We start from the raw sequence: 21,712 nt of genomic DNA, 5'->3' as shown, positions 1-21,712 counted from the left end.
CCTCACTCCGAAACCGCGGTGTAGCGGCCTTCGGCACCGCGGTCGCCCCAGGGTTCCGAGCGTTCCGACACATCGACCCGCACGCCGTGCGGCTCCAGTGCCTGAGTGATCCGGCGTTCCATCGGCTCGGTCATGAAGTGGTGGTGCAGATCGAGCCGTTCGAGATGGGTGAGCGGCTGGCCGTCCAGCAGCGCCGCCCCGCCCTCGTCGCCCAGCGTGCCGTTCGACAGGTCGAGGACGCGCAACTGGGCGACGACCGGGGCGCCCGCGACGGCGGTCGCGATCTCGTTCTGCAGCTCGCTGTTGCGCAGGCCGAGGTGGGTGAGCCGGGGAAAGCGGGAGCCGGACAGCAGCGGCACCAGGTCCGCCACATCCGCATCGCCTCCGTACGCGGAGACGCCGAGCCAGAGGTCGAGCCGCTCCAGCGCGGGCAGTTCGCTGTCCAGGATGCCGCGGATCACACCGACCGGAAGGCCACCGGTCTCGATGGTCAGCGAACGCAGCCGTTCGTGCTTCGCGGGGGAGAACACCAGCTCCGAGCCGCCGCGCACCCCCAGTTCGAGGAGACCCGGGAACGTCTTCAGCAGTGCGGTGACATCCGACTGCTCGATCCAGGAGATCTCGTTCTCCTCCAGGATCATGTCGCCGACGAAGACCGCCTCCAGCGAGGTGAGCCGGTCGGCCGCGGCGATGACCAGATCGATCGGGTAGGACGACGTCTCCTCGTACGACTCGCCCCACTGACCGATGATCAGCGCACGGACCCCGGCCGGGTCGACCGCCTTGAGGAACGCCTCGAACGCTTCCTCCCAGGTCATCTCGCACTCGTCGTCGTACGGATCGACCGAGATGCGCCAGGCCGCCGCATCGGCGGCCTGAGCGGGCGCCTCACCCGTCGCGTGCTGGAAGTCGACCGCGGGAAGGCCGAGCAACTCGTGCAGATGGTCCACACCGGACATGACCATGAGCTCCTGGTACTGGGGGACAGCTGATGTCTGCAAGGTTTATCAAGCCGCACTGACAACGGCGCGACCGGGACCGTGCGCGACGGCCCCGCCTCCGCCCGCCGGATCCGGCTGCCGCTCGATTGTCAGACCCCTCCCTTAGCGTTTTCCTCGTGGTCGGCACAGCGGGTGCGGCCACGGAGGGGAGACGTCTGTGTACCGGCAGGGCGATGTACTGATCGTGTCGTTGGAGGAGTCGGCGGTGCCCGCGCACCTCGTGGACGCGCCGGGTGAACCGAGGGACGGCCGGGGGCGCATGATCCTCGCGCTGGGCGAGGTCACCGGCCACGCCCATGCGGTTCAGGGGCCGGGCCGGCTGATGCGCGAGGCGGGGGCCTTCGGACCGATGCTGCTCCACCTCCCCGAAGGCGGGCGGGTGGTGCACGAGGAGCACGCGGCGATACCGCTGTCGAAGGGCTGGTACCGCGTGGTGCGTCAGCGGGAGTACGCGCCAGGGGCGATCCGCATCGTCGCGGACTGAGCGGCCTGAGCGGGCTGAGCGGGCTGAATGGACCGAGCGGGCTCACGCGGCCGGGCGTGGCGAGCAGGAGCGGTACCTCGGTGGTCCGGAGCGCACTGAATCGCCGCTGGACACGAATGCATCGGCTCTGCGAGACGCACAACACCGAGACGCACAACACCGAATCGCGAAACGGCGAAACGCACAACACCGAAACGCGAAACGGCGAGACGCACAACACCGAAACGCACGACACCGAACACAGGATTCAGGGGACGGGGAAGACCGATGCAGTACGTGGACTCATGGCGGGCCGTGGCGGCGGCGACCGGTACGGCGGACCGGGCCGCGGCCGAGGACGGGCTCCGGCTCGCCTACCGCGGCGCAGGACTCGCCGAGCCGGAGCAGATCGTCTGGGCCGACTCGCCCAGGGCCGCCGTGGAGGCCGTCGAGAAGCTCGTCGACGCCGGTCGCTCGGTGCGTGACGAGGTGCGGACCCGGCCCTGGGCGCAGGAACGGCGCCGCATGTACGACGAGTTGGGCCCGGCGGGCTGGTCCGCCCTGTGGTCCGCCACCGGGGCGCAGCTCTGGGAGACCACGGCGGCGCTGGCCGAGCGGATCAGGGCCGGTGTCGTCGCGGACCTCGCGGAGAACCCCGAGGACGAGTCCGATGTCCGGCTGGTGCTGCTCGACGCGGTCCTGGGCCAGCACGACGCGGCCTGGCTCGCCGCGTTCGACGGCCGGGGCGACCGGCTGGACGGCCTGGCCGAGGTGGCCAGGCACGCGGGCTGGTGGTGGCCCTACGAGCGCGTCGTGGTGATCAGTGAGCGCCCGGAAGCGCTCCACCGGGACGAGGCGGGCCGACTGGACCGCGGAGACGGCCCGGCGCTCGCGTACCGGGACGGCTTCGCCCTCCATGCCTGGCGCGGCATGCCCGTGCCCGCCGAGTTCCTCGCGGAACTGAACTCCCTGACCCCCAAGCGGATACGCGAGGAGGAGAACGCGGAACTGCGCCGCGTCATGCTGGAGTTCTACGGCTACGACCGCTACCTCACCGAGTCGGGCGCCGAGCCGGTCCACCGGGACGAGACGGGAGTCCTGTGGCGGATCGCGCTGGACGGCGACGAGGACGTGACGATGGTCGAGGTGGTCAACTCCACTCCGGAGCCGGACGGCACCAGCCGCACCTACTGGCTGCGGGTCCCGCCCACCACGAAGACCGCGAAGGGCGGCGTGGCCTGGACCTTCGGACTTCAGGAGGACGTGTACGCACCCGTGCGCCAGACCTGACCGCCGGAGGCCCGGCGGACGGGGGTGTTTCAGGTCGTGGCGCCGAGGTGGTTGCCGATCTCGATGAAGGCCGGGACCAGCGGGGCCGGGGGGACCGAGGGCGACATGACCTGGGAGGCGAAGTGCACGATGACCAGGTCCAGCTTGGGGGAGATGAAGAGGCGCTGTCCGTGGATGCCGCTGGCCATGAAGGACTCGTAGGGGTCGTTCAGGATCCACCAGAGGTCGTGGTAGGAGAGCGTGGCGGGCGAGTCGGGGGGCGCCGCCGGGAAGCGGACGCGCCGGGGGTAGCCGTCCGGGGTGCCGGTGGCGATCGTCCTGGCGATGCTCTCCGGCACGATCTGCCCGCCACCGGCGGCGCCGCCGCAGCGGATCATCTCCCCGAGCCGGGCCACGTCGCGCAAGGTCGCGCTGAAGCCGCCGCACGCTGCCTCGGTTCCTTCCGGGTCGAGGATGTAATAGGCGTCCTCCTCCGCCCCCAGCCGGGACCAGATCACCTCGCTGAGCAGTGCGGACGTACTGACGCCGGTGATGCGGCGGAGGACTTCGGCGAGGGCTTCGACATTGCCGTTCTCGTAGCGGAATTCCGTTCCGGGCTTGCCGGTGGCCCGGGCGGTGGCGAGATGCTCGCGGATGCCCGCGGGGCCGCTGTAGCCGTAGGGGCGCAACTGCGGGGCGAGGATGGCGAAGTAGCGCTGCGCCTCGATCGCCTTGTCGTACGGCCGGCCGGCGTAGCTCATCAGGGTGCCCATGTGCAGCAGGTCGTCGACCCGCGCGTCGCCGAATGCCGTTCCCGCCAGTTCGGGGACGTATCGGGACGCCGGTGCGTCGCGGTCGAGCAGCCCCTGGTCCGCGAGGACCGCTGCCAGGAGGCCGATGTACGACTTCGCCGCCGAGGCGTTGAAGTGCGGTACGTGGGGCTCGTATCCGTGCAGGTAGCGCTCGTAGACCACGGTGCCGCGGTGCATGACGAGGAAGGCGTCGGTCTCGGCGGCGGCGAGGAGCGACGGCAGGGTCAGAGACCTGCCGCCGGACGTGGTGAACTCCAGCGTTTCGAGATCGTGCGGTGCACGGGGAAGGGCCGACGGCTGCGTGCTGCCCCGCCATACGCGGCGGCTGGGTACGGTCTCGCGGCCGGATGCGGTGTGCCGACGGACCCAGGCCGGGTCCGTGAAGCCGCGCGCCCACGTCAGATTGGCCAGCGAAAGTGTCTCGGTCATGCGCCCACTCCTGTCGGTGCTGCAATCTGATCAGTACCGTACAGTGTGTCTGGAAACGAGGCCAGGCTTTGCCGAGCAAGCGGCGTCAGGCGCCCGGTTCGGCCGCCGGGGAGTCGGCGTTGCCGGGGGAGTCGAAGGCGCCCGGGGCGTCGGAGGGGGCCAGTCCGGAGGCCCAGACGCGGCCGTACACGGACAGGTCCCGGAGGTGTTCGGTGATCTCGGCGGCGCTGTATCCGGTGTCGTTCTCGACCCACCAGGTCAGCACGCCGACGAGCTCACCGGTCCAGGCCCGCGCGATGACGTCGAACGGGATGCGTGGCGTGACGCCGAGTTGGGCTGCCCGCTCGCGAAAGACGCTCTCCACCCGCTCGCAGATGATCCCGGCGAACTCCCGAAGCGCGCGCCCGTCGCCCTCTCCCCGGAGAATGACCTGGTAGACGCGCCTTTCCTGCTCCGCGTGCTGGAAGATGTAGAGCACCGGAAGGCCGGTGAAACCCTGTGTCCGGGCCTGCTCGACGGCGGGCAGGAGGCGCTCCCGGTCCTCTGCGAGATCCCGGACGATGCCGAGGAGCAGGTCCTCCTTGTCGCGGTAGTGCGCATAGAAGGTCGCGCGGGCGACATCGGCGCGCTCGGTGATCTCTTCGATGCTGAGCGTGTGGAATCCCTTCTCCAGGACGAGGTCGACGAGGGCCGCGCGCAGGGCGCGGTGGGTGCGGCGGACGCGGCGGTCACCTGCGGTCTTCATGCCCTGGATTATTGCGCCTTCTTTTCGAGCCGCTGACCGTGAGGGCTGTCGCGCACTGTTTTCCGGCGCCCCAGGTCGATATCAGACATCCTGTTCGGTATCGGAGTCATCGCGCCCCGTCGGCAGGTGCGCCGCATCAGTAGTCACCCGCTCGAAGCGGAAGCCGTCGTATGCGACGGCGGACGGCTGCTGTCGCCGCCGCCGTCCGCCCGAACGCGACGCGGAACGGCTCTGCACCCACCACTCGCGCCGGACGGCCGCAACCCGAACCCGGGGTGATCATCCGTGAGGGAGACCTGTCAGGCCGTCAGCGCCGTGCGCTCGATGCCGAGTTCGCGGGCGAGCGCCTCATCGGTCCAGGCCAGCATCGTGGCCCGGGAGAGCGGACCCGCGTACGACGTCATCTGCACCGCCAGGCCGTCCAGCAGGGCGGTCAGTCGCCAGGCCACGGACATCGGGTCGTCGCAGTGGAACTCACCGGCGGCGGCGCCCTCCTCGATGACCTCGGCCAGCTCCGCCTTCCACTGCTGGTCGAGATCGCCGGCCACATTGCGCAGCGCCGGGTCGCGCAGCGAGGCGGCCCAGGCCTCGATCCACAGCCGCCAGCCCTTGGCCTGGCCCGTCGGCGCGTACCAGCGGACGGCGGCGCGCAGCCGCCGCACGGCACTCGTGCGGCGGCTCAGCAGCTTGCGCAGATGGGCGAGATCGGCCTCGGCGGCATGCGCGAAGGCGGCCGCGACCAGCTTCTCCTTGGTCGAGAAGTGGTAGAGCACGAGCGCGTTGCTCACCCCGAGCACGGCGGCCACGTCCGCGATCCGTACCGCTGCGACCCCGCGCACCTCGATCTGTTCGACGGCAGCGCGCAGGAGTTCCTCGCGCCGTTCCGCCACGCTCAGCCGTACTCTCGCCACGGCGTCACCCTAACGAATGCCCGGGGTCCGGACGGGCTGGGGGCGGAGCCGCGTACGGGCCCGTCCTGTCTCCCGGCCAAGTCGCGGTCACCGGACCGCCGTAGATGGTGCCTGGCTCGACCCGCGAGGGATCGAGGGTGGCCTTCGTGACGGCGTACGGTCGGCGTCCGCGCGTCGAGGCGCGTACCGGCCGTCGCAGGCGTCCCGGAGCCGGCGATGGCCGAGGGCGCACGGGTGCCGTGGCCCTGCATGCCGTCCCCGGTGAAGTCCTGCGAGGCGACGACGGCACCCTTCGGATCGAGATGGTCCCGGCTGCAGCCGGTGCCCTTCCCGGTGATCCCGCTACGATGCGCCCGCGATGCGCCCGGTCGGCGCCGAGCTGCGGCACGGACCTGTCCGGGCGCGGCCCGCGGTGGGGATCAGCGGTACCAGCCGAAGCGCTCCGCCATCACCGGCAGCCGGTCCGCGACGATGGCGTGCGCGGCGGCCCGAGGGGTGCAGCCGTCGGTCTCGGCGCGGGCCAGCATCAGGTCGATCAGGGCCCGCATCGCGCGGCGGGTGTGCCCGAACGCCTCGTCGGCGTCCGCTCCGATGTCGCCGAACAGGGTCCACCACCACCAGGCGTTCGTGCCGGAGTTGACGACGACGTCCGGCAACACCGTGATCCCGCGCGCCGCGAGCAGCTCCTCGGCCTCGGCGAGCACCGGCATGTTGGCCGCCTCGACCACCCAACGGGCCTGTACCCGGGCCTGGTTGACGGCATCGATCGCGTACGAGACGGCTGCCGGCACCAGTATCTCGGCTTCCTGCGCCAGCCAGGCGTCCGAGGGCAGCTCCCGGTCGTCGTCCCGGAGCGCGCCGCGGTCCACCGTCCCGTACCCGTCCCTGGCGGCCAGCAGTGCCTCGACGTCGAGGCCGGCCGGATTGGCGATCGTGCCCTTGACGTCGGCCACGGCCACCACCTTCAGCCCGGCCCGTGCCAGGAACCGCGCCGTCGCCCCGCCCATGGTGCCGAGCCCCTGTACGGAGACCCTCGCCTCCCGGTACGGGACGCCCGCCCGGTCCAGTGCCGCGAGCGCCGACTCGGCGACCCCGCAGCCGCCGACGAGTTCGTCGAGCCCGATGCCGTCCACCTCGACGGCGAACGCGTCGGCGAGCCGCCGCCGGGCCGCCGCCTCGTCGTCGAGCAGCGGATAGACGGCCTGGACCGAGGAGACGAGTCCGGCCTCGGCCGCCGCCCGGTCCACGATGTCCTGGGTGAGCCCCAGGTCCTCGCCCGTCGTCCACACGTTCTCGATGTACGGGCGCACGGCCCGCAGGTAGCGCACCAGGACGCCGTACGCCTCCGGGGCGCGCGGGTCGCAGTCGATGCCGCCCTTCGCGCCGCCGAGCGGTATGTAACGGGCCCCCGTGTCATCGGCGTCGAAGTGGAGGGCTTCCTTCATCGTCATGCCGCGGGCCAGCCCCGTCACCTCGTCCAGCGTGCATCCCGCCCGCATCCGCAGCCCGCCGCTGGCCACGCCGCGCACCAGCCGGTCCACGACCAGGTGCCCCTGACGGCCGGTGACGTGATCGGTCCAGGTGAGCGACATCAGCGGGGCGGACGGGGCGCTGGAGCGGGACACCGGAGGTGTCGTCATCGGGAGGTCTCCTCGGTCACGGTGATCACGGCGGTCCCGGGGCGGTCGGGGCAGGGGGCCGGAGCCTTCGCGGGCCCGCCGCGCGCCGGCGCGCTGCTCCCCGGCTGTGCGGGCACGCTGCCTCCCTCCACGGACGGGCCTGTGCCAACAGGTAGGTCTACTGAACCGCCGGTCAGTATCGGGAGGCGGGGGCGCCCGTGTCAATGCGGCCTCTGCCGAATCGACGTTCAGTGGCCGGACCGCATCGTTCAGCCGTTCGCCGGGCGCTCTGCCTCGCACCGGTCCTTGAAGCCCTGGCTGGTCAGACCGAGGGCGGAATTGGTGCGGGAGCGCATGTTCTCCACCCCGACCATGGTCGTCAGCTCGACGAGCGCCGCTTCGCCGAGCGCGGTCCGCAGCCGCTCCACCAGCTCGTGCCCGACCTCGGGCGGGGTGAGGCTCATCGCCTCCGCGTACGCCATGACGTCACGCTCCAGCGGGGTGTACGCGTCGCTCTCGTGCCACACCGGTACGTCACGCAGCTTGCGCGGGTCCACGCCGTGGCGGTGGTTCTCCCAGTAGCCGAAGTCGATGCACCAGGTGCAGCCCACGGTCGCCGCGGACGTCATGACGGCCAGCGCCTTGAGCTGCGGATCCAGCTTCCTCCAGCGGCCCACCGCCAGCTCGAAGCGGATCCCGGCCCACAGCACCCCGGTGTGGTGGGCGGCGGTCCGGAGGGGATCGATGACCTTGCCGTACGTCCGGTTCGAGTACCACGACGCGGCGCGGAAGAGGAGGGTGCGGGGCGGGGTGAGCGAGATGCGTGCGGTCATGACCGGTCTCCTTCGGTACGGCTCGGATGCCGTCCGGCCGCGCCGTGGGACGCCGTCGGACGGGCTGTGTCACGGGTGTGACGGACGGGAGCCCCTCGGATGTGACACACCAGTGCGGCCGGACCCGGAATCCTCCGGCGGGCACGGACGTTGGATCCGGCATGACGGGATTCGACGCACAGCAGGAAGCGTTGCTCGGGCTGCTCGGCGAGGAGAGCGGCGGCGTGCTCGTGACGCTCAAGCGCGACGGCAGGCCCCAGCTGTCCAATGTCAGTCACTTCTACTACCCCGGGGAGCACCTGGTCCGCGTCTCGATCACCGAGGACCGGGCGAAGACGAAGAATCTCCGCCGTGACCCGCGGGCGAGCTACCACGTGACCAGCGCGGACCGCTGGGCGTGGACGGTCGTGGACGGCACGGCCGAGCTGTCCCCGGTCGCCGCCGATCCGCACGACGCGACGGTGGAGGAGCTGATCACGCTCTACCGCGACGTCCAGGGCGAACACCCCGACTGGGACGACTACCGCGATGCGATGGTCCGCGACCGCCGGGTCGTGCTGCGGCTGCACATCAGCCACGCGTATGGGCAACCGCGTGGCTGAGGGAACCCGGTCCGGCGATCGGCCGGCCACCCGTTCCGCTCTCGCACTGTCGTACCCCCCGCCCATAATGAGACGACACCGACTCCCTCAGGAGATGCTGTGACCGGCGCTGACCCCTTGCCTCCGCTCCGCACCCGGCTGCGATCGCTGCGCCCCGCCGCATTCGGCGCCGATCCGGACGGTGCCCGCATGGAGCGCATCCGCCGCTCACCCAACTTCGCCGACGGCGTCTTCCAGAACCCCGTGGGGGCACGGACCAGGCCGACCGGATCCACCCTGGAGTTCGCGAAGGTCTACTTCCGCAAGGAGGAGCGGGCGCGCAGGGCCCCGGTCGGCACGGTGCCGGTGCACCCCACCACGTACGCCGACCTCGCCGAGCCGCCCGCCACCGGGCTGCGGCTCACCTGGATGGGCCATTCCAGTGTGCTCGCCGAGATCGACGGCCGACGGGTGCTCTTCGACCCGGTGTGGGGCGAGCGCTGCTCGCCCTTCGCCTTCGCCGGGCCCAAGCGGCTGCACCCCGTGCCGTTGCCGCTCGCCGCGCTCGGCCCGCTGGACGCGGTGGTGATCTCCCACGACCACTACGACCACCTCGACCTGCCGACGATCCGCGCTCTCGCGGGCAGGGACACGGTGTTCGCCGTCCCGCTCGGAGTCGGCGCCCACCTGGAGCGATGGGGCGTGCCCGACGACCGGATGCGGGAACTGGACTGGAACGAGACCACGAGGATCGCCGGGATCGGCCTGACCGCCACCCCGGCCCGGCACTTCTGCGGCCGCGGTCTGCGCAACCAGCAGCACACGCTCTGGGCGTCCTGGGCCGTCGCGGGGCCCGAGCACCGGATCTACCACAGCGGCGACACCGGCTATTTCCCCGGCTTCAAGGACATCGGTGCCGAACACGGCCCGTTCGACGCGACGATGATCCAGATCGGGGCCTATTCCGAGTACTGGCCCGACATACACATGACACCGGCCGAGGGCATGCGGGCCCATCTGGACCTCCAGGGCGGCAAGCCGCTCGGCGCGATGCTCCCCATTCACTGGGCCACCTTCAACCTTGCCCCGCACCCGTGGGCCGAGCCGGGCGAGGGCACCCTCGCCGCGGCGGAGGACGCGGGCGCCCGGGTCGCCCTGCCGCGCCCCGGTGAGCCCTTCGAGCCCACGGCGCAGGTCCTCCCCACCGAACCCTGGTGGCGCCCGGTGGCGCCGCAGCCGGTCGAGCGCCGGCCCGTGGCGGCGGCGCGCATCACGGACCTCTCCGTCGATCCGGTGAGCGGTGCGGGCCCCGCCCCCGAGGAAGCGGAGGCGGAGAGCGGTCACGCCGAGGTGGCACCGACGCCGTAGAGGGTGGCCCGGCGCGGCGCGGACTCCGCACCAGCGGAACATCAAGACGGCGCGGACTCTGCACCAGCGGAACATCAAGACGGCGCGGTCCGTCCGGGGCGACCGGACGGGCCGCGCCGTCTCGATGTGCCCAGGACTCCCGGCCGTAGGCCGTTCGAGTGTCGGCCGACCAGGTGTCCATGCCGAGGGAATCGGTCTCTCGTGCGAGACCTCATACCAGAGCGGGACGGATGGCGGGCAAGTTCGACAACTGCCCGTCGCACATACGTGATTGACGACTACCGTGTGTGCCCGGCGATCAACGGTGGGCTCATGTCCTTCGAGCCCGCCCGACCGAGCCTGACCGACCACCGTAGGTGCCACCGCATGAACGCCGATTCCCGGTGCGCCGCGTACCGAGGACACTGATGTCTCAACTTCGCGCACCCGCAGCGCGACCGGAACGCCGAGAGGGCGGACGGCACGGCCGACCGGGTGCCCGTTCCCACTCGGCCACGGCCGGACCGCGCGCCGCCCAGCCGTCCCCCGAGGCGCGTATACGCCCTCAACTCCTGCGCACCGCGGTGCTGCCGACCGTCGTCGCGGTGCTGAGCGGAGCCGCAGCGGTCATCTTCACCGTCCGCTCCACCGGAACCCGGCCGTCCACCGAACTGTGGATCGCGCTGGGCGGGGCCGGCGCGCTGGCCCTGGCCGCCGTGCTGGCCGCGTACCTCGCAGCCAACCGCGTCGCCACCACCGTCTTCGCCCGCTGCCTGGCACTCCGCCGCGCCAGCGCTCACGGCCAGGCCGAACTGCACCGGGTGGTGGAGCAGCTGCGCAACGGCGAACCCGTGCCCGCACGGCGCCCCGCACTGCCCGCCGCTCCCGGCAGCGACGCCTTCGACCTGCTCGCGCAGGAGCTCGGCCGCCAGCAGGAAGTCGCCGTGGCCGCGATCGTGCAGGCGTCCCGGCTCTCCGACCACACCGGCGAGGACCAGAAGGTCGAGGTATTCGTCAACCTCGCCCGCCGCCTGCAGTCGCTCGTCCACCGCGAGATCCAGCTGCTCGACGAACTGGAGCACGAGGTCGAGGACCCCGATCTGCTCAAGGGCCTCTTCCACGTCGACCACCTCGCCACCCGCATCCGCAGGCACGCGGAGAATCTCGCCGTCCTCGGCGGTGCCGTCTCCCGGCGGCAGTGGAGCAACCCGGTCACCATGACCGAGGTCCTGCGCTCGGCGATCGCCGAGGTCGAGCATTACCCGCGGGTCAAACTGGTACCGCCGATCGACGGCACACTGCGCGGACACGCCGTCGCCGACGTGATCCATCTGCTGGCCGAACTGGTGGAGAACGCCACGGTGTTCTCGGCCCCGCACACCCAGGTGCTGCTGCGCGCCCAGCAGGTCACCGCCGGACTGGCCCTGGAGGTGGAGGACCGGGGCCTCGGCATGCCGGGCAACGAGCAGAAGCGGATGAACGCCCTGCTCACCGACCCCGATCAGGTCAATGTGGCCCACCTCCTGCAGGACGGCCGGATCGGTCTGTTCGTCGTCGCGTCACTCGCCAGACGGCACGGCATCGCGGTCCGTCTGCAGAGCAACATCTACGGAGGCACGCAGGCCGTACTCGTCCTCCCGCAGTCCCTGCTGGGGGTGGACGGGGACGCTCCGGCCGGGGGCGGCACGGCCCCGGTCCCGCCCCCCGGGCCCGTGCACCGTCCACCGGCCGAGGACGCCACCGGCGGGCACCGCAGGCCGGACCCGGGCCTGAATCCGGGCCCAGTTCCGGGCCCCGGCCCAGGGGCCGTCCCGCAGGCCGGCCCCAACCGGCAGCCGTACGTCCCCAGCCAGCCGCTGCGCCTGCACCAGCCACCCCAGCAGTCGCGGCGCCAGGGCGAAGCCCCACCGCTGCCCCTGCGCGCCGAGCGCCTCGACCGCCCCGCCCCGGCCGGGACCGGCCCCGTGCTCGGGGACACGGGCGGCGCCCCCGCCCCGCCCGGCGCCGTACGCGGCACCGTGAGCCGGCCCCAACTCCCCAGGCGCGCCCACCAGGAACACCTGGTCCCGCAGCTCAGGGAGGCACCGGCCCCGCGCACCGAGGACGAACAGGCCCTGCACGACCCGGGACTCGTGGCGGCCTTCCGGCGGGGCATCGAACTCGCGGAGGCCCGCACCGAATCCGAGGCGGACACGGCCGGCCCCGGCACGAACCCGGAGGCGGCGCCCCCGCAGAGCGGGCAGCCCCAGCAGCCGCCCGCACCGCTGCCGGTCCGCGGACAGACGGCGAGCGTCGCCCGGCACCACCCGGCACCGGCGTCGCATCCGGACGCGGCGCCGACCCACGACCCTCTCGACGTGAACACCTTCAAGGAGTAGATGCACCATGGCGACCGATATGCCATCCGGTCAGGTCTCGGACCTCGACTGGCTGCTGAGCGGACTGGTCCAGCGTGTGCCGTACACACGCAGCGCAGTCCTCCTCTCCGCCGACGGGCTGGTGAAATCCCTCCACGGCATGGACGCCGACAGCGCCGACCACATGGCGGCGCTGGCCGCCGGCCTGTACTCGCTCGGCCGCAGCGCCGGCGCGCGCTTCGGCGACAACGGCGACGTACGCCAGGTCGTGGTCGAGCTCGACTCGACGCTGCTGTTCGTCTCCACCGCGGGATCCGGCACCTGCCTTGCCGTCCTCGCCGGCCGTGAGGCGGACGCGGCGGTGCTGGGCTACGAGATGACCATGCTGGTCAAGAGCGTCCGGCCCTACCTGATGACTCCGGCGAGACAATCGGCCGCGGCCCCGAGCGCCACGGGGCTGTGAGGGTGTCGGTTCCGCAGGACGCGCCGCTGCTCGACGACGCGGCCGGCCGGCTCATCCGCCCTTACACCGTGAGCAACGGCCGGACCCGTCCGACGGCCGTGCTCGATCTGCTCTCCCTGGTGCTGGCCACGGGGACCGAGCCGCAGATCCATCTCGGTCCCGAACACTCCGTCGCGCTGGGGCTGTGCGGCGGCCCCACCTCGGTGGCCGAGATCGCCGCCCATCTGCGGCTGCCCGCGGTCGTCACCAAGGTGCTCGTCTCCGACCTGGTGGACTGCGGAGCGGTCACCGCGCACGCGCCCGCCTTCCATGACATGCCCACTGACCGATCTCTGCTGGAGGCAGTGCTCGATGGCTTACGACGACAGCTCTGACGGCTTCGGCAGCCCCGCCGCGTACGAGAACAGCGCAAGCCCCGAAGGCTTCGGAAGTCTCGGAAGCCATGGAGACCGAGGAAGCCACGAAGGCTACGGAGACCACGGCCACCCGGAAGGCCATGGCGGCTTCGAGGGTTCCTGGGGCTCCGGTGGTGCCTGCGGCACCGACGACTCCTGGGGCTCCGGCGGTTCCCATGACGCCGGCGGCGCTCTTGACACCAGTGGCCATGAGTCCGCCGGACCCGACGGCTCCGAAGGGTTTCCCGTCGCGCTCAAGGTGCTGGTGGCAGGTGGGTTCGGCGTCGGCAAGACGACCTTCGTCGGCGCGGTCAGCGAAATCGCGCCGCTGAGCACGGAAGAGCTGCTGACCCAGGTGAGCGCCGCGACCGACAGCCTCGACGGCATCGAGTCCAAGACCTCCACCACCGTGGCGATGGACTTCGGCCGGATCACGCTCGACGAGCAGCATGTGCTCTACCTGTTCGGCACGCCCGGCCAGGAACGCTTCTGGTTCATGTGGGACGAGCTCTCCCAGGGCGCGCTGGGCGCGGTCGTGATCGCGGACACCCGCAGACTGGCGGAGTGCTTCGCCGCCGTCGACTTCTTCGAACGGCGCGGTATCGGATTCATCATCGCGGTGAACGAGTTCGACGGTGCCTACCGCTACGCCCCCGAGGAGGTGAGATCCGCACTCGATCTGGGACCGGACGTGCCGGTCGTGCTCTGCGACGCCCGGATCGCCAGCTCCGGTACCGGGGCACTGGTCACACTGGTCCAGCACCTGATCAACGCCACCGCCGCCCCGGCGCCGTTGTCCGGCTTCGGAGCCCATCCGTGACCCGGCACGCCGCCGGCCGGCTGCTGCTCACGCCTGTCGACCGCGACGCCCTCGTCCGTACCCAGCGACTGCGGACCCTGGGCCTGGGGGAACGCGTCGACGCCTCGTTCGACAACTTCGACGCCTTCGCCGACCGGGTGGCCGAAGTGACCGGCGTGCCCTTCTCGATGGTCAACTTCATCGACGGGAACCGGCAGTTCTTCGCCGGACTGCACACTCCGGCCGGCACGCACAGGGGCTCCCACCTGGGCGCCGCGGCAGCGGGCAGTGGCCGCCGCGGCCGCTATGTGGCCCTCGACCGCGGCTACTGCCCGCACGTCGTCGTACGGCGCAAGGCGCTCGTCCTGGAGGACGTCTGCGACTACCCGCGGTTCGCCGGGAATCCGGTGGTCGACGAAATAGGCATCCGCTCCTACCTCGGTGCGCCCCTCATCGACCGCACCGGCATCGCCCTGGGTGCCGTCTGCGCGGTCGACACCGTGCCCCGCCCGTGGGGCAGGGCAGGACTCGACATGATCAAGTCCCTGGCGCGGGAGCTGGTCGGGCACATCGACCGGCGGGAGGGAAACAGCTTCGGCATCTGATCGCGATCAGACCTCGACCGTCGTACCGTCCAGGAACGTCAGCACCACCGAGTCCGCACCCGCCCGCACCCGCACCGAGTCGCGCAGCGCCTCCGGATGCACGGTGTCCCGGGAGAGGGCGACCAGCGAGACGTGGATGCTCCGCCCGCCCGGGTGCGGCCGGCTGCGCAGATACGGGATCGCGGAACGCGGTCCGTACGCGTTGGACTGCACATCACGCGCCACAGCGGCCCCTTCGGCACCACCGTCCCAGCCGTACAGCGCGACCAGGGCGCTGCTCAGGCCGTCGGCCGTACGGGCGAGCGCCCAGTCGGGGCCCGACAGGGCGAACGGGCTCTCCACATGAGCGACCGCGTGACCGCCCTCCCGCACCACCGCACCCTCGGGGGCCTCGACCCGATGCACCCGGATCTCCCACGGGCCGTGCAGCACACTCGTCGTCTCGATCCGGTACGGGTGATCGTCACCGGGCAGCCGGGCCGCGTACCAGGAGGCGGCGACACGGTCCGCGCAGCGCAGCGGATGGATCCGGTTGCGCTGCGACGGGGTTCCGTCCGGGGCGACGAGTGCCAGATGACCGTCGACAGAGCGTGCCACGGCGTGCGGGGCGGCCTCGGGAGCCGTCGCCGTCGAATAGGCGAACTTCCCGTAGTGCGGATCCGCCGTGCCCTCGGACGGGTCGGCCGCCTCGGTGTACGGCGGATTGTGGTCGCTGCCGTGATTGATCAGCCGCACGATGCCGTCGTCACGGGTGCCGTGCAGCAGCCAGCCGGGGGCGGGCAGCGCGGTGTACTGGTCGGACTCCTCGATGGGCAGCGGCAGTTCGCGCTCCGTCCACACCGGATGGTCGGCCGGGAGCAGCAGTCCGAGGAAGCCCTTGCTCGCCCAGTACGGGGAGGCGGGACCCGAGTACGGCTGGGTGCTCGGCAGGAACGTGTCGTACCAGCCGAGTGTCAGCAGCCCCCGCTCGTCCGGCACGCCGCGCTCCGCGAAGTGCCGCATCGTGCCCGAGGCGAGCCGGCGGGTGAGCCCCGGCGCGAGCGGGGTGCAGTCGGCCAGTGCCCCCATCCACACCGGTGCGAGCGCGGCGAACCGGTACGTCAGCGAGCGGCCCTGATGGACCGGCGCCCCGTCGGAGCCGAAGAAGTGGGGGTAGTCCGCCAGGAACCGGCGGAGCCGCTGCCGGTAGACCTCCGACCTGCCCCCGTCGTCGGGGCCCGCGATCCGCGACCACAGCAGCGGGTACAGATGCATGGCCCAGCCGATGTAGTAGTCGAAGTTCCGGCCGTCCCCGTCGGTGTACCAGCCGTCACCGACGTACCAGTCCTCGATCCTGTCCAGACCGGTCTCGATGTCCTCGCGGCTGTACGGGGCGCCGACCGAGGCGAGGAACTGTTCCGACACCACTTGGAAGAGCCGCCAGTTGTTGTCCCAGGTGCGTCCGCCGACGAACCCGGAGAACCAGTCGACGACCCGCTCCTGCACCCGGGCGTCCAGCCGGTCCCAGATCCACGGCCGCGTCTCGTGCAGCGCGACCGCGACCGACGCCGCCTCCACCATCTGCTGCGAACAGTCCGTCAGTCGCGGCCACGCCTCCCCGCTCCGGGGGTCGGTGCCCGCGGCCAGGCCCGCCGCGTACCGCTCGGTCAATGCGGGGTCGACCGCCCCGCCCGCGCCCGCGATACGGCAGGCGGCGAGCAGGAACGACCGGGCGAAACCTTCGAGACCGTCCGAGACGACCCCCGACCAGCTGGTGCGGCCGGGCAGCCGGTACTGCGCGAAGCCGGGGGTCGCGTGCGGCACCAGTGCGTCCAGCATCCGGTCGGCCGTCGCCTCCCAGTGGGCCCGGGTCCAGCCGGTACGGGACGACAGGATCCGGTCGGGCGGCGGCAGTTGCAGATGCGGTGCGACGGACATGGTGGTGCTGCTCCTCGGAGGGGTGGGAAGGGGGGGGCTACTGGACGAGTTCGGCTCGGTGGGTGTGGCCGCGCGAGCCGCCGACGGCGACGGTGAGTACGGGCCTGCGGCCCGGCGCGAGGCTCACCGTGTCGTCGGCGTCCACCACCGACCGTACGCGGAACGGCAGCTCGACCGAGAGCGTGGTGAGCGACCGGCCCGGGTCGGAGACCGCCACGGAGACGTGCGCGCCCCGGCGCCGCACGAGCACCGACGCCGGTCCGGAGGAGGTGATCCCGGCCGCGCTCCCGGCACCCCAGAAGGTCACCGCGGTCAGTCCCGCCCGGCGCACCTCCACGGCCTGCGCGGTGGCGTCGTTGGCGACGATCCGGACCGGCCGGGAGTGCGACCAGACCGAGGTGGCCGCAGCCGATGCGCCGGGCAGCAGCACATGGGCGTAACGGGCGTCGGTGGGGGAGGTGCCGTGGTCGACCCAGAGCGTGAGATAGCGGCGGTCGACGGGATCGGTGCTGCCGCCCGTGTCCGCCCCGGTGTTGATGGCCCGCCAGGTCCCGGTGCGCTCCTCACGCAGGGCGTGCAGGGCGGTCCCGTCGGGGAAGACATAGCCGCCCACGCCGTCGACATGTGCCCAACGCGCTCGGCCGAAGTTCCCGGTCCAGCCCTGCTCGACGGGCTGCCGGACGCCGTCGACCAGCAATCGGTGCCGGCCGTCCGTGCCGAGATTGCGGTTCTCGACGATCGTCTCCACCGGTCGGCCGTCGCTCGCGGTGATGCCCGCGCCGAGCGCGATCACCGCGTTGTCGAGCAGGAACCAGGACTTCCTGGTCCGCAGGGTGCTGCCCGGGGCGCCGATCACCTCCATCGCGGCGGCCCCGTACCGGCCGTCCAGCACGGCCCCGCCGGCGACGGCGTTCGCCGGACGGTAGGTGGACGTACCGGCGCCCGTGCCGAGATCGGTGCGCCGGCGGGTGTCGACCGTGGTGCCGGGGAGCCGGTACGGATCGACGGTCGGCCAGAAGCCGTCGTTGAACTGCCGCAGGTCGTCGCCGTCGTACAGATAGGTCATGCCGTCGCCGGTGTACCAGCCGTGCAGGTTCTCGCCGTTGCCCGCCTCGTACGCCGAGATCCGCTTCGACGACAGCGACAGCGCGCAGGCCCAGCCGGGGCGGCGATGCACGACACGGTCCATGTCGGCGAAGACGAAGGTGCCGGTCGTGCGCGCCTCGGCCGCCACCGTGCGGTCGTTCAGGACGCCCTTGGCCAGGGCGAGTTGGAGGAGGGTCGCGAGAGCCGCGAAGGGGGTGGCGCGGTTGCGGGTCAGCCAGCCCTTGACCAGCGCCCGCCAGCGGTCCGCGTACTCGGCGGGGGCGCCGGACGCGAGGAGCAAGATCGCCGCGAGGGCCGTCGCGCCGTCGCGGTGGTCACCGGCGCGTTCCCGGGAGATCGCCCGGCCGCGGACCGAGTCCATCATCAGGCCGTCGAAGACCACCGGGGCGAAGGTCCGCTCGACGGCCTCGTACATCACCGACACCTTCGGGTCGGCGACCGCCCACTCGGAGCCCGCCAGCAGCGCCAGCAGCCAGGCCGTGCCGTTGAGCAGCACGATGCCGTACGAACCGGTGTAGGCGACGTCGTCGTGCTGGACGAACGAACCGTCCTCGTAGAAGCCGTCACCCGAAGCCGTGTGGCGGAACAGGCTGTTGCGGCCGGAGTCGCGTACGTCGGAGAGCGCGTCACGGGCGGAGACGAGCTTGGCGGCGTCGTGCCCGAGCAGCCCGCGCAGTGCCACGATGACGGCCTTGTCGGTGCGGTTCGCGCCGGTCTCGGCGAGTGCGGGGGAGTTGGTACGGCGGTCCGCGTCCGGGCAGAACCGGTCGACGACCGACAGATAGTCCGCCAGATCCGCCGGGGGAAGCCGGTCGCGCAGGATCACGGAGCAGTCCATCAGGGCGCGCGGGGCGCCGATCTCCCAGAACCACCAGTTGCCGGTCTCGCGCTCGGCCGGGTTGTACGCGGTGTCGTACGTGAGGCGCAGCGCGGCGACCAGGGCGTCGGCCACCTCCGTGCTCCCGGCGAGGGAGGTGCCTTCGGTGGCCCAGGCGGTCGCGAGGGTACGCAGCCGGGTATAGCTCTGGCCGAAGTTGCCCGGGTCGGTGAGCGGGGCGAGGTCCGCCCAGAGCGCGGTCCGTCCGGGGCCGCGGTCGAGCGTGTCCCAGAGCCCCGCGGCCGTGGTGTCCAGCGCCGCGACCGCGGCGGTGAAGTCGGTGTCGCTCCGGTCGAACTCCCCGCCGGTGAGCAGCGTTTCCGCTCGCTGGAGGAGGGTGTCGAAACCGGCGGTCGACGTGGCTTCGGCGGACGCGGCCGTGGTGGGCCGCGCCTGCGCGGCGCCGGCGGACGTCATGAGTGTCGTCGCGGCCGTGACGGCCGTGGCGCCGCTCGCCGCGAGAAGGGTTCTTCTGCTGAGGTTCACAGTGGCTCCTTGCCGCCGCGGTCAGTCGGTCAGGGTGGACGGGTCGACCGGGGGCGTCGGCAGGTTCAGCGCCGCCAGCTCGGCCCGGCCCGTGGCATCGATCGGGAACGCCCAGGTGTTCACGAAGAAGTCCGTGAGGTCGTAGCCCGCGACCCGGCTGGAGTAGGTGGCAAGGGCCCGGTAGCGCTTGTCGTTCTCCGTGTACTCGGACTGCGGGTTCTCCTCGCGGACCAGCTTGTGCAGCCGGGGCCAGAAGTCGTCGCCGAACGCCAGCTCCAGCTGGCGGAGCGGGACGAGCTTCTCGTACGCGCCGAACGCCTTCTCGTACGTCAGCCCGGCCGTGCCGAACTTCTGCTGCGCCGAACGGAAGTAGGTGAGCCCCGTGGCCGGGTCGACGGTGAGGAGGTTGGACGGCTGCTTCAGCGTGCGCTGCGCGGCCAGCGAGTAGATGTTGACCGTGACCTCGGTCAGGCCGCCCGGCTTGTAGGCGAACTGCTGGTGCAGATGGCCGAGTTCGTGGTACAGCCCCCAGCCGCGGGTGCGCAGCCCCTCCACCGTCGTGGCCCGGTCGAGGTAGGCGCGCGGGAAGCCGTTGTAGCCGTGCGTGGCGTAGGCGCCGACACCGCTCGGGACCTTGCTGACCTCGGTGAAGTGGTACGGCCCCGCCTTGCGGCGGTGCACCGGCTTCGAGCCGTCGAGACCGCTGATCCGGGCGTGCGAGTCGATGATCGTCTCGACCAGTCCGAGCAGGGCGGCATGGTCCTCGCCGCGGTACAGCAGCGCGCCCTCGCGGGTGAGGGTCATGATCGTGTGCGGCGCGTGGAGTTCGACGTACGGCGATGCGGTGAGCGTGTCCAGCTGCCGCTGGTAGTCGGCCTCCGTGGTACGCCCCAGCGCGAAGACCGGCATGGGGACGGCGCCGGAGCGGACCAGCACACCGGCCCGCTCGCCGCGGCCCGTCAGCGTGAGGTAGACGGGGCCGCCGTGCGGGTCCGTCACGGTGTTGGCACCCGCGGTCAGCGGATAGCTGCGGGGCTCGGTGATTTCGCCGTAGTAGTCCCAGGCTCCGATCCAGAGGGTGGGCAGCAGGCCGTCGTGCGGCTGGACGGTGAGGGAGAGGGGGGTTCCCGCGGGGACATACAGGCCGGTGGGCTGGAACTCCGAGCCGCGCAGGGCTTGTCCGAGCCGCAGCCGTTCGGCCTCGGCGGCGGGCCGGGCGGTCACGCTCAGCCGGACCGGGCGGGCTCCCCGCCGAGGGGAGGAGGCATCGGCCGTCGCGGCCCTGGCCGTGGCGGCGCCGGTGCCGAGCGCGAGCGCGGTGCCGGCTGCGGCGGCGAGAACGGAACGCCGGCCGACCGGGGAGGAAACGGCAGAAAGGGCCGTGGAGGAGGCTGCGGAGTCGATGGGCATACGCATGCGGAACTCTCCCTGCGGAAATGGGTGAGGGGCGGAGGCGTGCGGAACGGTCCTGCTCGGCGTCAGCATGTAAGCGGTTGCTATGGACCCGCAAGGGGAGTCGGGAATTTACTGTTATTTTCTATGGCCAACTGCGGACAGGCAGGAAGTAACCGGTCACATGCGGGGCGAACGACCGGACCGTGGCGCAACGGAGTCCCGGACCACGATGTGGGTGCCGAGCCGCAGAGCACCGCTCGTCGGCTCGCGCCAGTCGTCCTCGTCGCCGCCGGCCACGGCGAGCCGTACCGCCTGGCGCCCCATCTCCTCCAGCGGCACATGGACGGTGGTCAGGCGCGGCCGCAGCTCCTGGGCCACCGGGATGTCGTCGTACCCCACCAGGGACACGTCCTGCGGCACCCGGATCCCGGCCTCCTCCAGGGCCTGCGCCGCGCCCGCCGCCACCATGTCGTTGGCGGCGAAGACCGCGGTGAAGTCCGGCCCGTGCCGCAGCAGTTCGGAAATCCGCCGATAGCCGAAGTTCCGGCTGAAGGCGCCGGGCTGGACCAGTTCGGGGTCCGGTGCGACGCCGCGCAGCTCCAGGGCCCGCTGGTGGCCGGCCAGCCGGTCGCGGGTGGTCGAGAGCCTGGGCGGGCCACCGAGGTAGAGGATCCGCTCGTGCCCCTGCATCAGCAGATGATCGGTGATCGCGAAGGCGCCGCCCTCGTTGTCGTACTCGACCGAGGCGGTCGGGGCCTGCTCACCCAGGGGCGGCCTGCCGCACAGGACGAGCTTCGATCCGCCGGCGTCCAGCTCGCGTGCCCGGCGGGCCAGTTCCGTGGTGTACCCGCGGTCCGCGAGGGAGCCGCCGACCACGACCACCGCGTCCGCCCGGCGCTCGTGCATCAGGTCGATGAAGGCCAGCTCCCGCTGCGGGTCCCCCTGGGTGCAGCAGACCAGGCAGAGCCGTCCGCCCAGCGCCGCCTCCCGTTCCACGCCGCGCGCGATGTACGCGTAGAACGGGTCGATGACCTCGTTGACGATGATGCCGACGGTGCGGTTGGAGACGCCGGCCAGCGCACGCGCGTGGGCGTTGACGACATAGCCGAGTTCGCGCATCGCGGTCTCGACGCGCTCCCGAGTCGCCTCGGCGACCGGGTAGTTGCGGTTCAGTACGCGGGACACCGTGGCCGTCGAGACGCCCGCCCGCCGCGCGACATCGGTGACCGTCGCGCGCCGTTGTCCGTCCGCGGCTGTGCTCTGCCGGGGCATCCGGCTCACCCCCTGGTGGCTGTTGTGTG

General features: G+C 71.9%; 19 protein-coding genes. 9 read left to right on the top strand and 10 right to left on the bottom strand.

Annotation, left to right across the window (positions count from 1 at the left end):
- Nucleotides 1-2: 2 nt before the first annotated feature.
- Nucleotides 3-959: an STM4015 family protein gene (locus ACFVT1_RS10195; protein ID WP_389794015.1), complete on the bottom strand. Its 957-nt coding sequence runs from the start codon at nt 957-959 to the stop codon at nt 3-5.
- 199 nt (nt 960-1,158) lie between these two features.
- Here ACFVT1_RS10195 and ACFVT1_RS10190 point away from each other — a divergent pair, with 199 nt between their 5' ends.
- Complete coding sequence (locus ACFVT1_RS10190) at nt 1,159-1,485, top strand: hypothetical protein (protein ID WP_362212441.1); 327 nt, start codon at nt 1,159-1,161, stop codon at nt 1,483-1,485.
- Nucleotides 1,486-1,752: 267 nt separating this feature from the next.
- The gene (locus ACFVT1_RS10185; protein ID WP_389794012.1) at nt 1,753-2,754 is read left to right on the top strand and encodes a DUF6745 domain-containing protein; all 1,002 of its coding nucleotides are present in this window, start codon (nt 1,753-1,755) and stop codon (nt 2,752-2,754) included.
- Between the two features lie 29 nt (nt 2,755-2,783).
- On the opposite strand, the gene ACFVT1_RS10180 is transcribed toward ACFVT1_RS10185, so the two are convergent.
- The 5 genes from ACFVT1_RS10180 to ACFVT1_RS10160 form a co-directional block, all read right to left on the bottom strand.
- Nucleotides 2,784-3,974 carry a serine hydrolase domain-containing protein gene (locus ACFVT1_RS10180; protein WP_389794010.1) on the bottom strand — a complete coding sequence of 397 codons (1,191 nt, stop codon included), beginning with the start codon at nt 3,972-3,974 and terminating at the stop codon, nt 2,784-2,786.
- Between the two features lie 85 nt (nt 3,975-4,059).
- Nucleotides 4,060-4,719: a TetR/AcrR family transcriptional regulator gene (locus ACFVT1_RS10175; RefSeq protein ID WP_389794008.1), complete on the bottom strand. Its 660-nt coding sequence runs from the start codon at nt 4,717-4,719 to the stop codon at nt 4,060-4,062.
- A 299-nt stretch (nt 4,720-5,018) separates the two neighbouring features.
- On the bottom strand, nt 5,019-5,609 hold the full coding sequence (locus ACFVT1_RS10170; protein ID WP_389794083.1) for a TetR/AcrR family transcriptional regulator: 591 nt from the start codon (nt 5,607-5,609) through the stop codon (nt 5,019-5,021).
- A gap of 440 nt (nt 5,610-6,049) precedes the next feature.
- Nucleotides 6,050-7,270 carry a Glu/Leu/Phe/Val dehydrogenase dimerization domain-containing protein gene (locus ACFVT1_RS10165; protein ID WP_389794006.1) on the bottom strand — a complete coding sequence of 407 codons (1,221 nt, stop codon included), beginning with the start codon at nt 7,268-7,270 and terminating at the stop codon, nt 6,050-6,052.
- A gap of 248 nt (nt 7,271-7,518) precedes the next feature.
- Nucleotides 7,519-8,082, bottom strand: a complete 564-nt coding sequence (locus ACFVT1_RS10160) for a carboxymuconolactone decarboxylase family protein (RefSeq protein ID WP_389794004.1) — start codon at nt 8,080-8,082, stop codon at nt 7,519-7,521.
- Nucleotides 8,083-8,243: 161 nt separating this feature from the next.
- On the opposite strand from ACFVT1_RS10160, the gene ACFVT1_RS10155 reads away from it, so the two are divergent.
- The 7 genes from ACFVT1_RS10155 to ACFVT1_RS10125 all read left to right on the top strand — a co-directional run bounded on the left by ACFVT1_RS10155 (nt 8,244) and on the right by ACFVT1_RS10125 (nt 14,629).
- Entirely contained in the window at nt 8,244-8,684 is a 441-nt protein-coding gene (locus ACFVT1_RS10155; RefSeq protein ID WP_389794002.1) for a PPOX class F420-dependent oxidoreductase, read from the top strand.
- A gap of 99 nt (nt 8,685-8,783) precedes the next feature.
- A complete protein-coding gene (locus tag ACFVT1_RS10150) occupies nt 8,784-10,031 on the top strand; it encodes an MBL fold metallo-hydrolase (protein ID WP_389794001.1) in 1,248 nt (415 codons plus the stop codon).
- 407 nt (nt 10,032-10,438) lie between these two features.
- Nucleotides 10,439-12,388 carry a sensor histidine kinase gene (locus ACFVT1_RS10145; protein ID WP_389793999.1) on the top strand — a complete coding sequence of 650 codons (1,950 nt, stop codon included), beginning with the start codon at nt 10,439-10,441 and terminating at the stop codon, nt 12,386-12,388.
- Nucleotides 12,389-12,395: 7 nt separating this feature from the next.
- Nucleotides 12,396-12,830 (top strand): roadblock/LC7 domain-containing protein, encoded by a 435-nt coding sequence (locus ACFVT1_RS10140; protein ID WP_362211954.1) that lies wholly within the window; start codon nt 12,396-12,398, stop codon nt 12,828-12,830.
- 2 nt (nt 12,831-12,832) lie between these two features.
- The gene (locus ACFVT1_RS10135; protein WP_362211957.1) at nt 12,833-13,204 is read left to right on the top strand and encodes a DUF742 domain-containing protein; all 372 of its coding nucleotides are present in this window, start codon (nt 12,833-12,835) and stop codon (nt 13,202-13,204) included.
- Nucleotides 13,205-13,484: 280 nt separating this feature from the next.
- The gene (locus ACFVT1_RS10130; RefSeq protein ID WP_389794082.1) at nt 13,485-14,045 is read left to right on the top strand and encodes an ATP/GTP-binding protein; all 561 of its coding nucleotides are present in this window, start codon (nt 13,485-13,487) and stop codon (nt 14,043-14,045) included.
- A complete protein-coding gene (locus ACFVT1_RS10125) occupies nt 14,042-14,629 on the top strand; it encodes a GAF domain-containing protein (protein ID WP_389793996.1) in 588 nt (195 codons plus the stop codon). Before ACFVT1_RS10130 ends, ACFVT1_RS10125 begins: the two co-directional genes overlap by 4 nt.
- Nucleotides 14,630-14,635: 6 nt before the next feature.
- Here ACFVT1_RS10125 and ACFVT1_RS10120 read toward each other — a convergent pair whose 3' ends face one another.
- From ACFVT1_RS10120 to ACFVT1_RS10105, 4 genes are all read right to left on the bottom strand, one after another.
- Complete coding sequence (locus ACFVT1_RS10120; RefSeq protein ID WP_389793994.1) at nt 14,636-16,546, bottom strand: DUF2264 domain-containing protein; 1,911 nt, start codon at nt 16,544-16,546, stop codon at nt 14,636-14,638.
- Nucleotides 16,547-16,583: 37 nt separating this feature from the next.
- Nucleotides 16,584-19,016, bottom strand: a complete 2,433-nt coding sequence (locus tag ACFVT1_RS10115) for a polysaccharide lyase 8 family protein (RefSeq protein ID WP_389793992.1) — start codon at nt 19,014-19,016, stop codon at nt 16,584-16,586.
- Nucleotides 19,017-19,037: 21 nt separating this feature from the next.
- Nucleotides 19,038-20,432: a M60 family metallopeptidase gene (locus ACFVT1_RS10110; protein WP_389793990.1), complete on the bottom strand. Its 1,395-nt coding sequence runs from the start codon at nt 20,430-20,432 to the stop codon at nt 19,038-19,040.
- Between the two features lie 156 nt (nt 20,433-20,588).
- On the bottom strand, nt 20,589-21,683 hold the full coding sequence (locus tag ACFVT1_RS10105) for a LacI family DNA-binding transcriptional regulator (protein ID WP_389793988.1): 1,095 nt from the start codon (nt 21,681-21,683) through the stop codon (nt 20,589-20,591).
- Nucleotides 21,684-21,712: the final 29 nt, after the last annotated feature.

Origin of the sequence: Streptomyces sp. NPDC057963 (assembly GCF_042887155.1) — a bacterium.
GTDB lineage: Bacteria > Actinomycetota > Actinomycetes > Streptomycetales > Streptomycetaceae > Streptomyces.
This window is presented reverse-complemented; position numbering and strand designations above follow the sequence as displayed.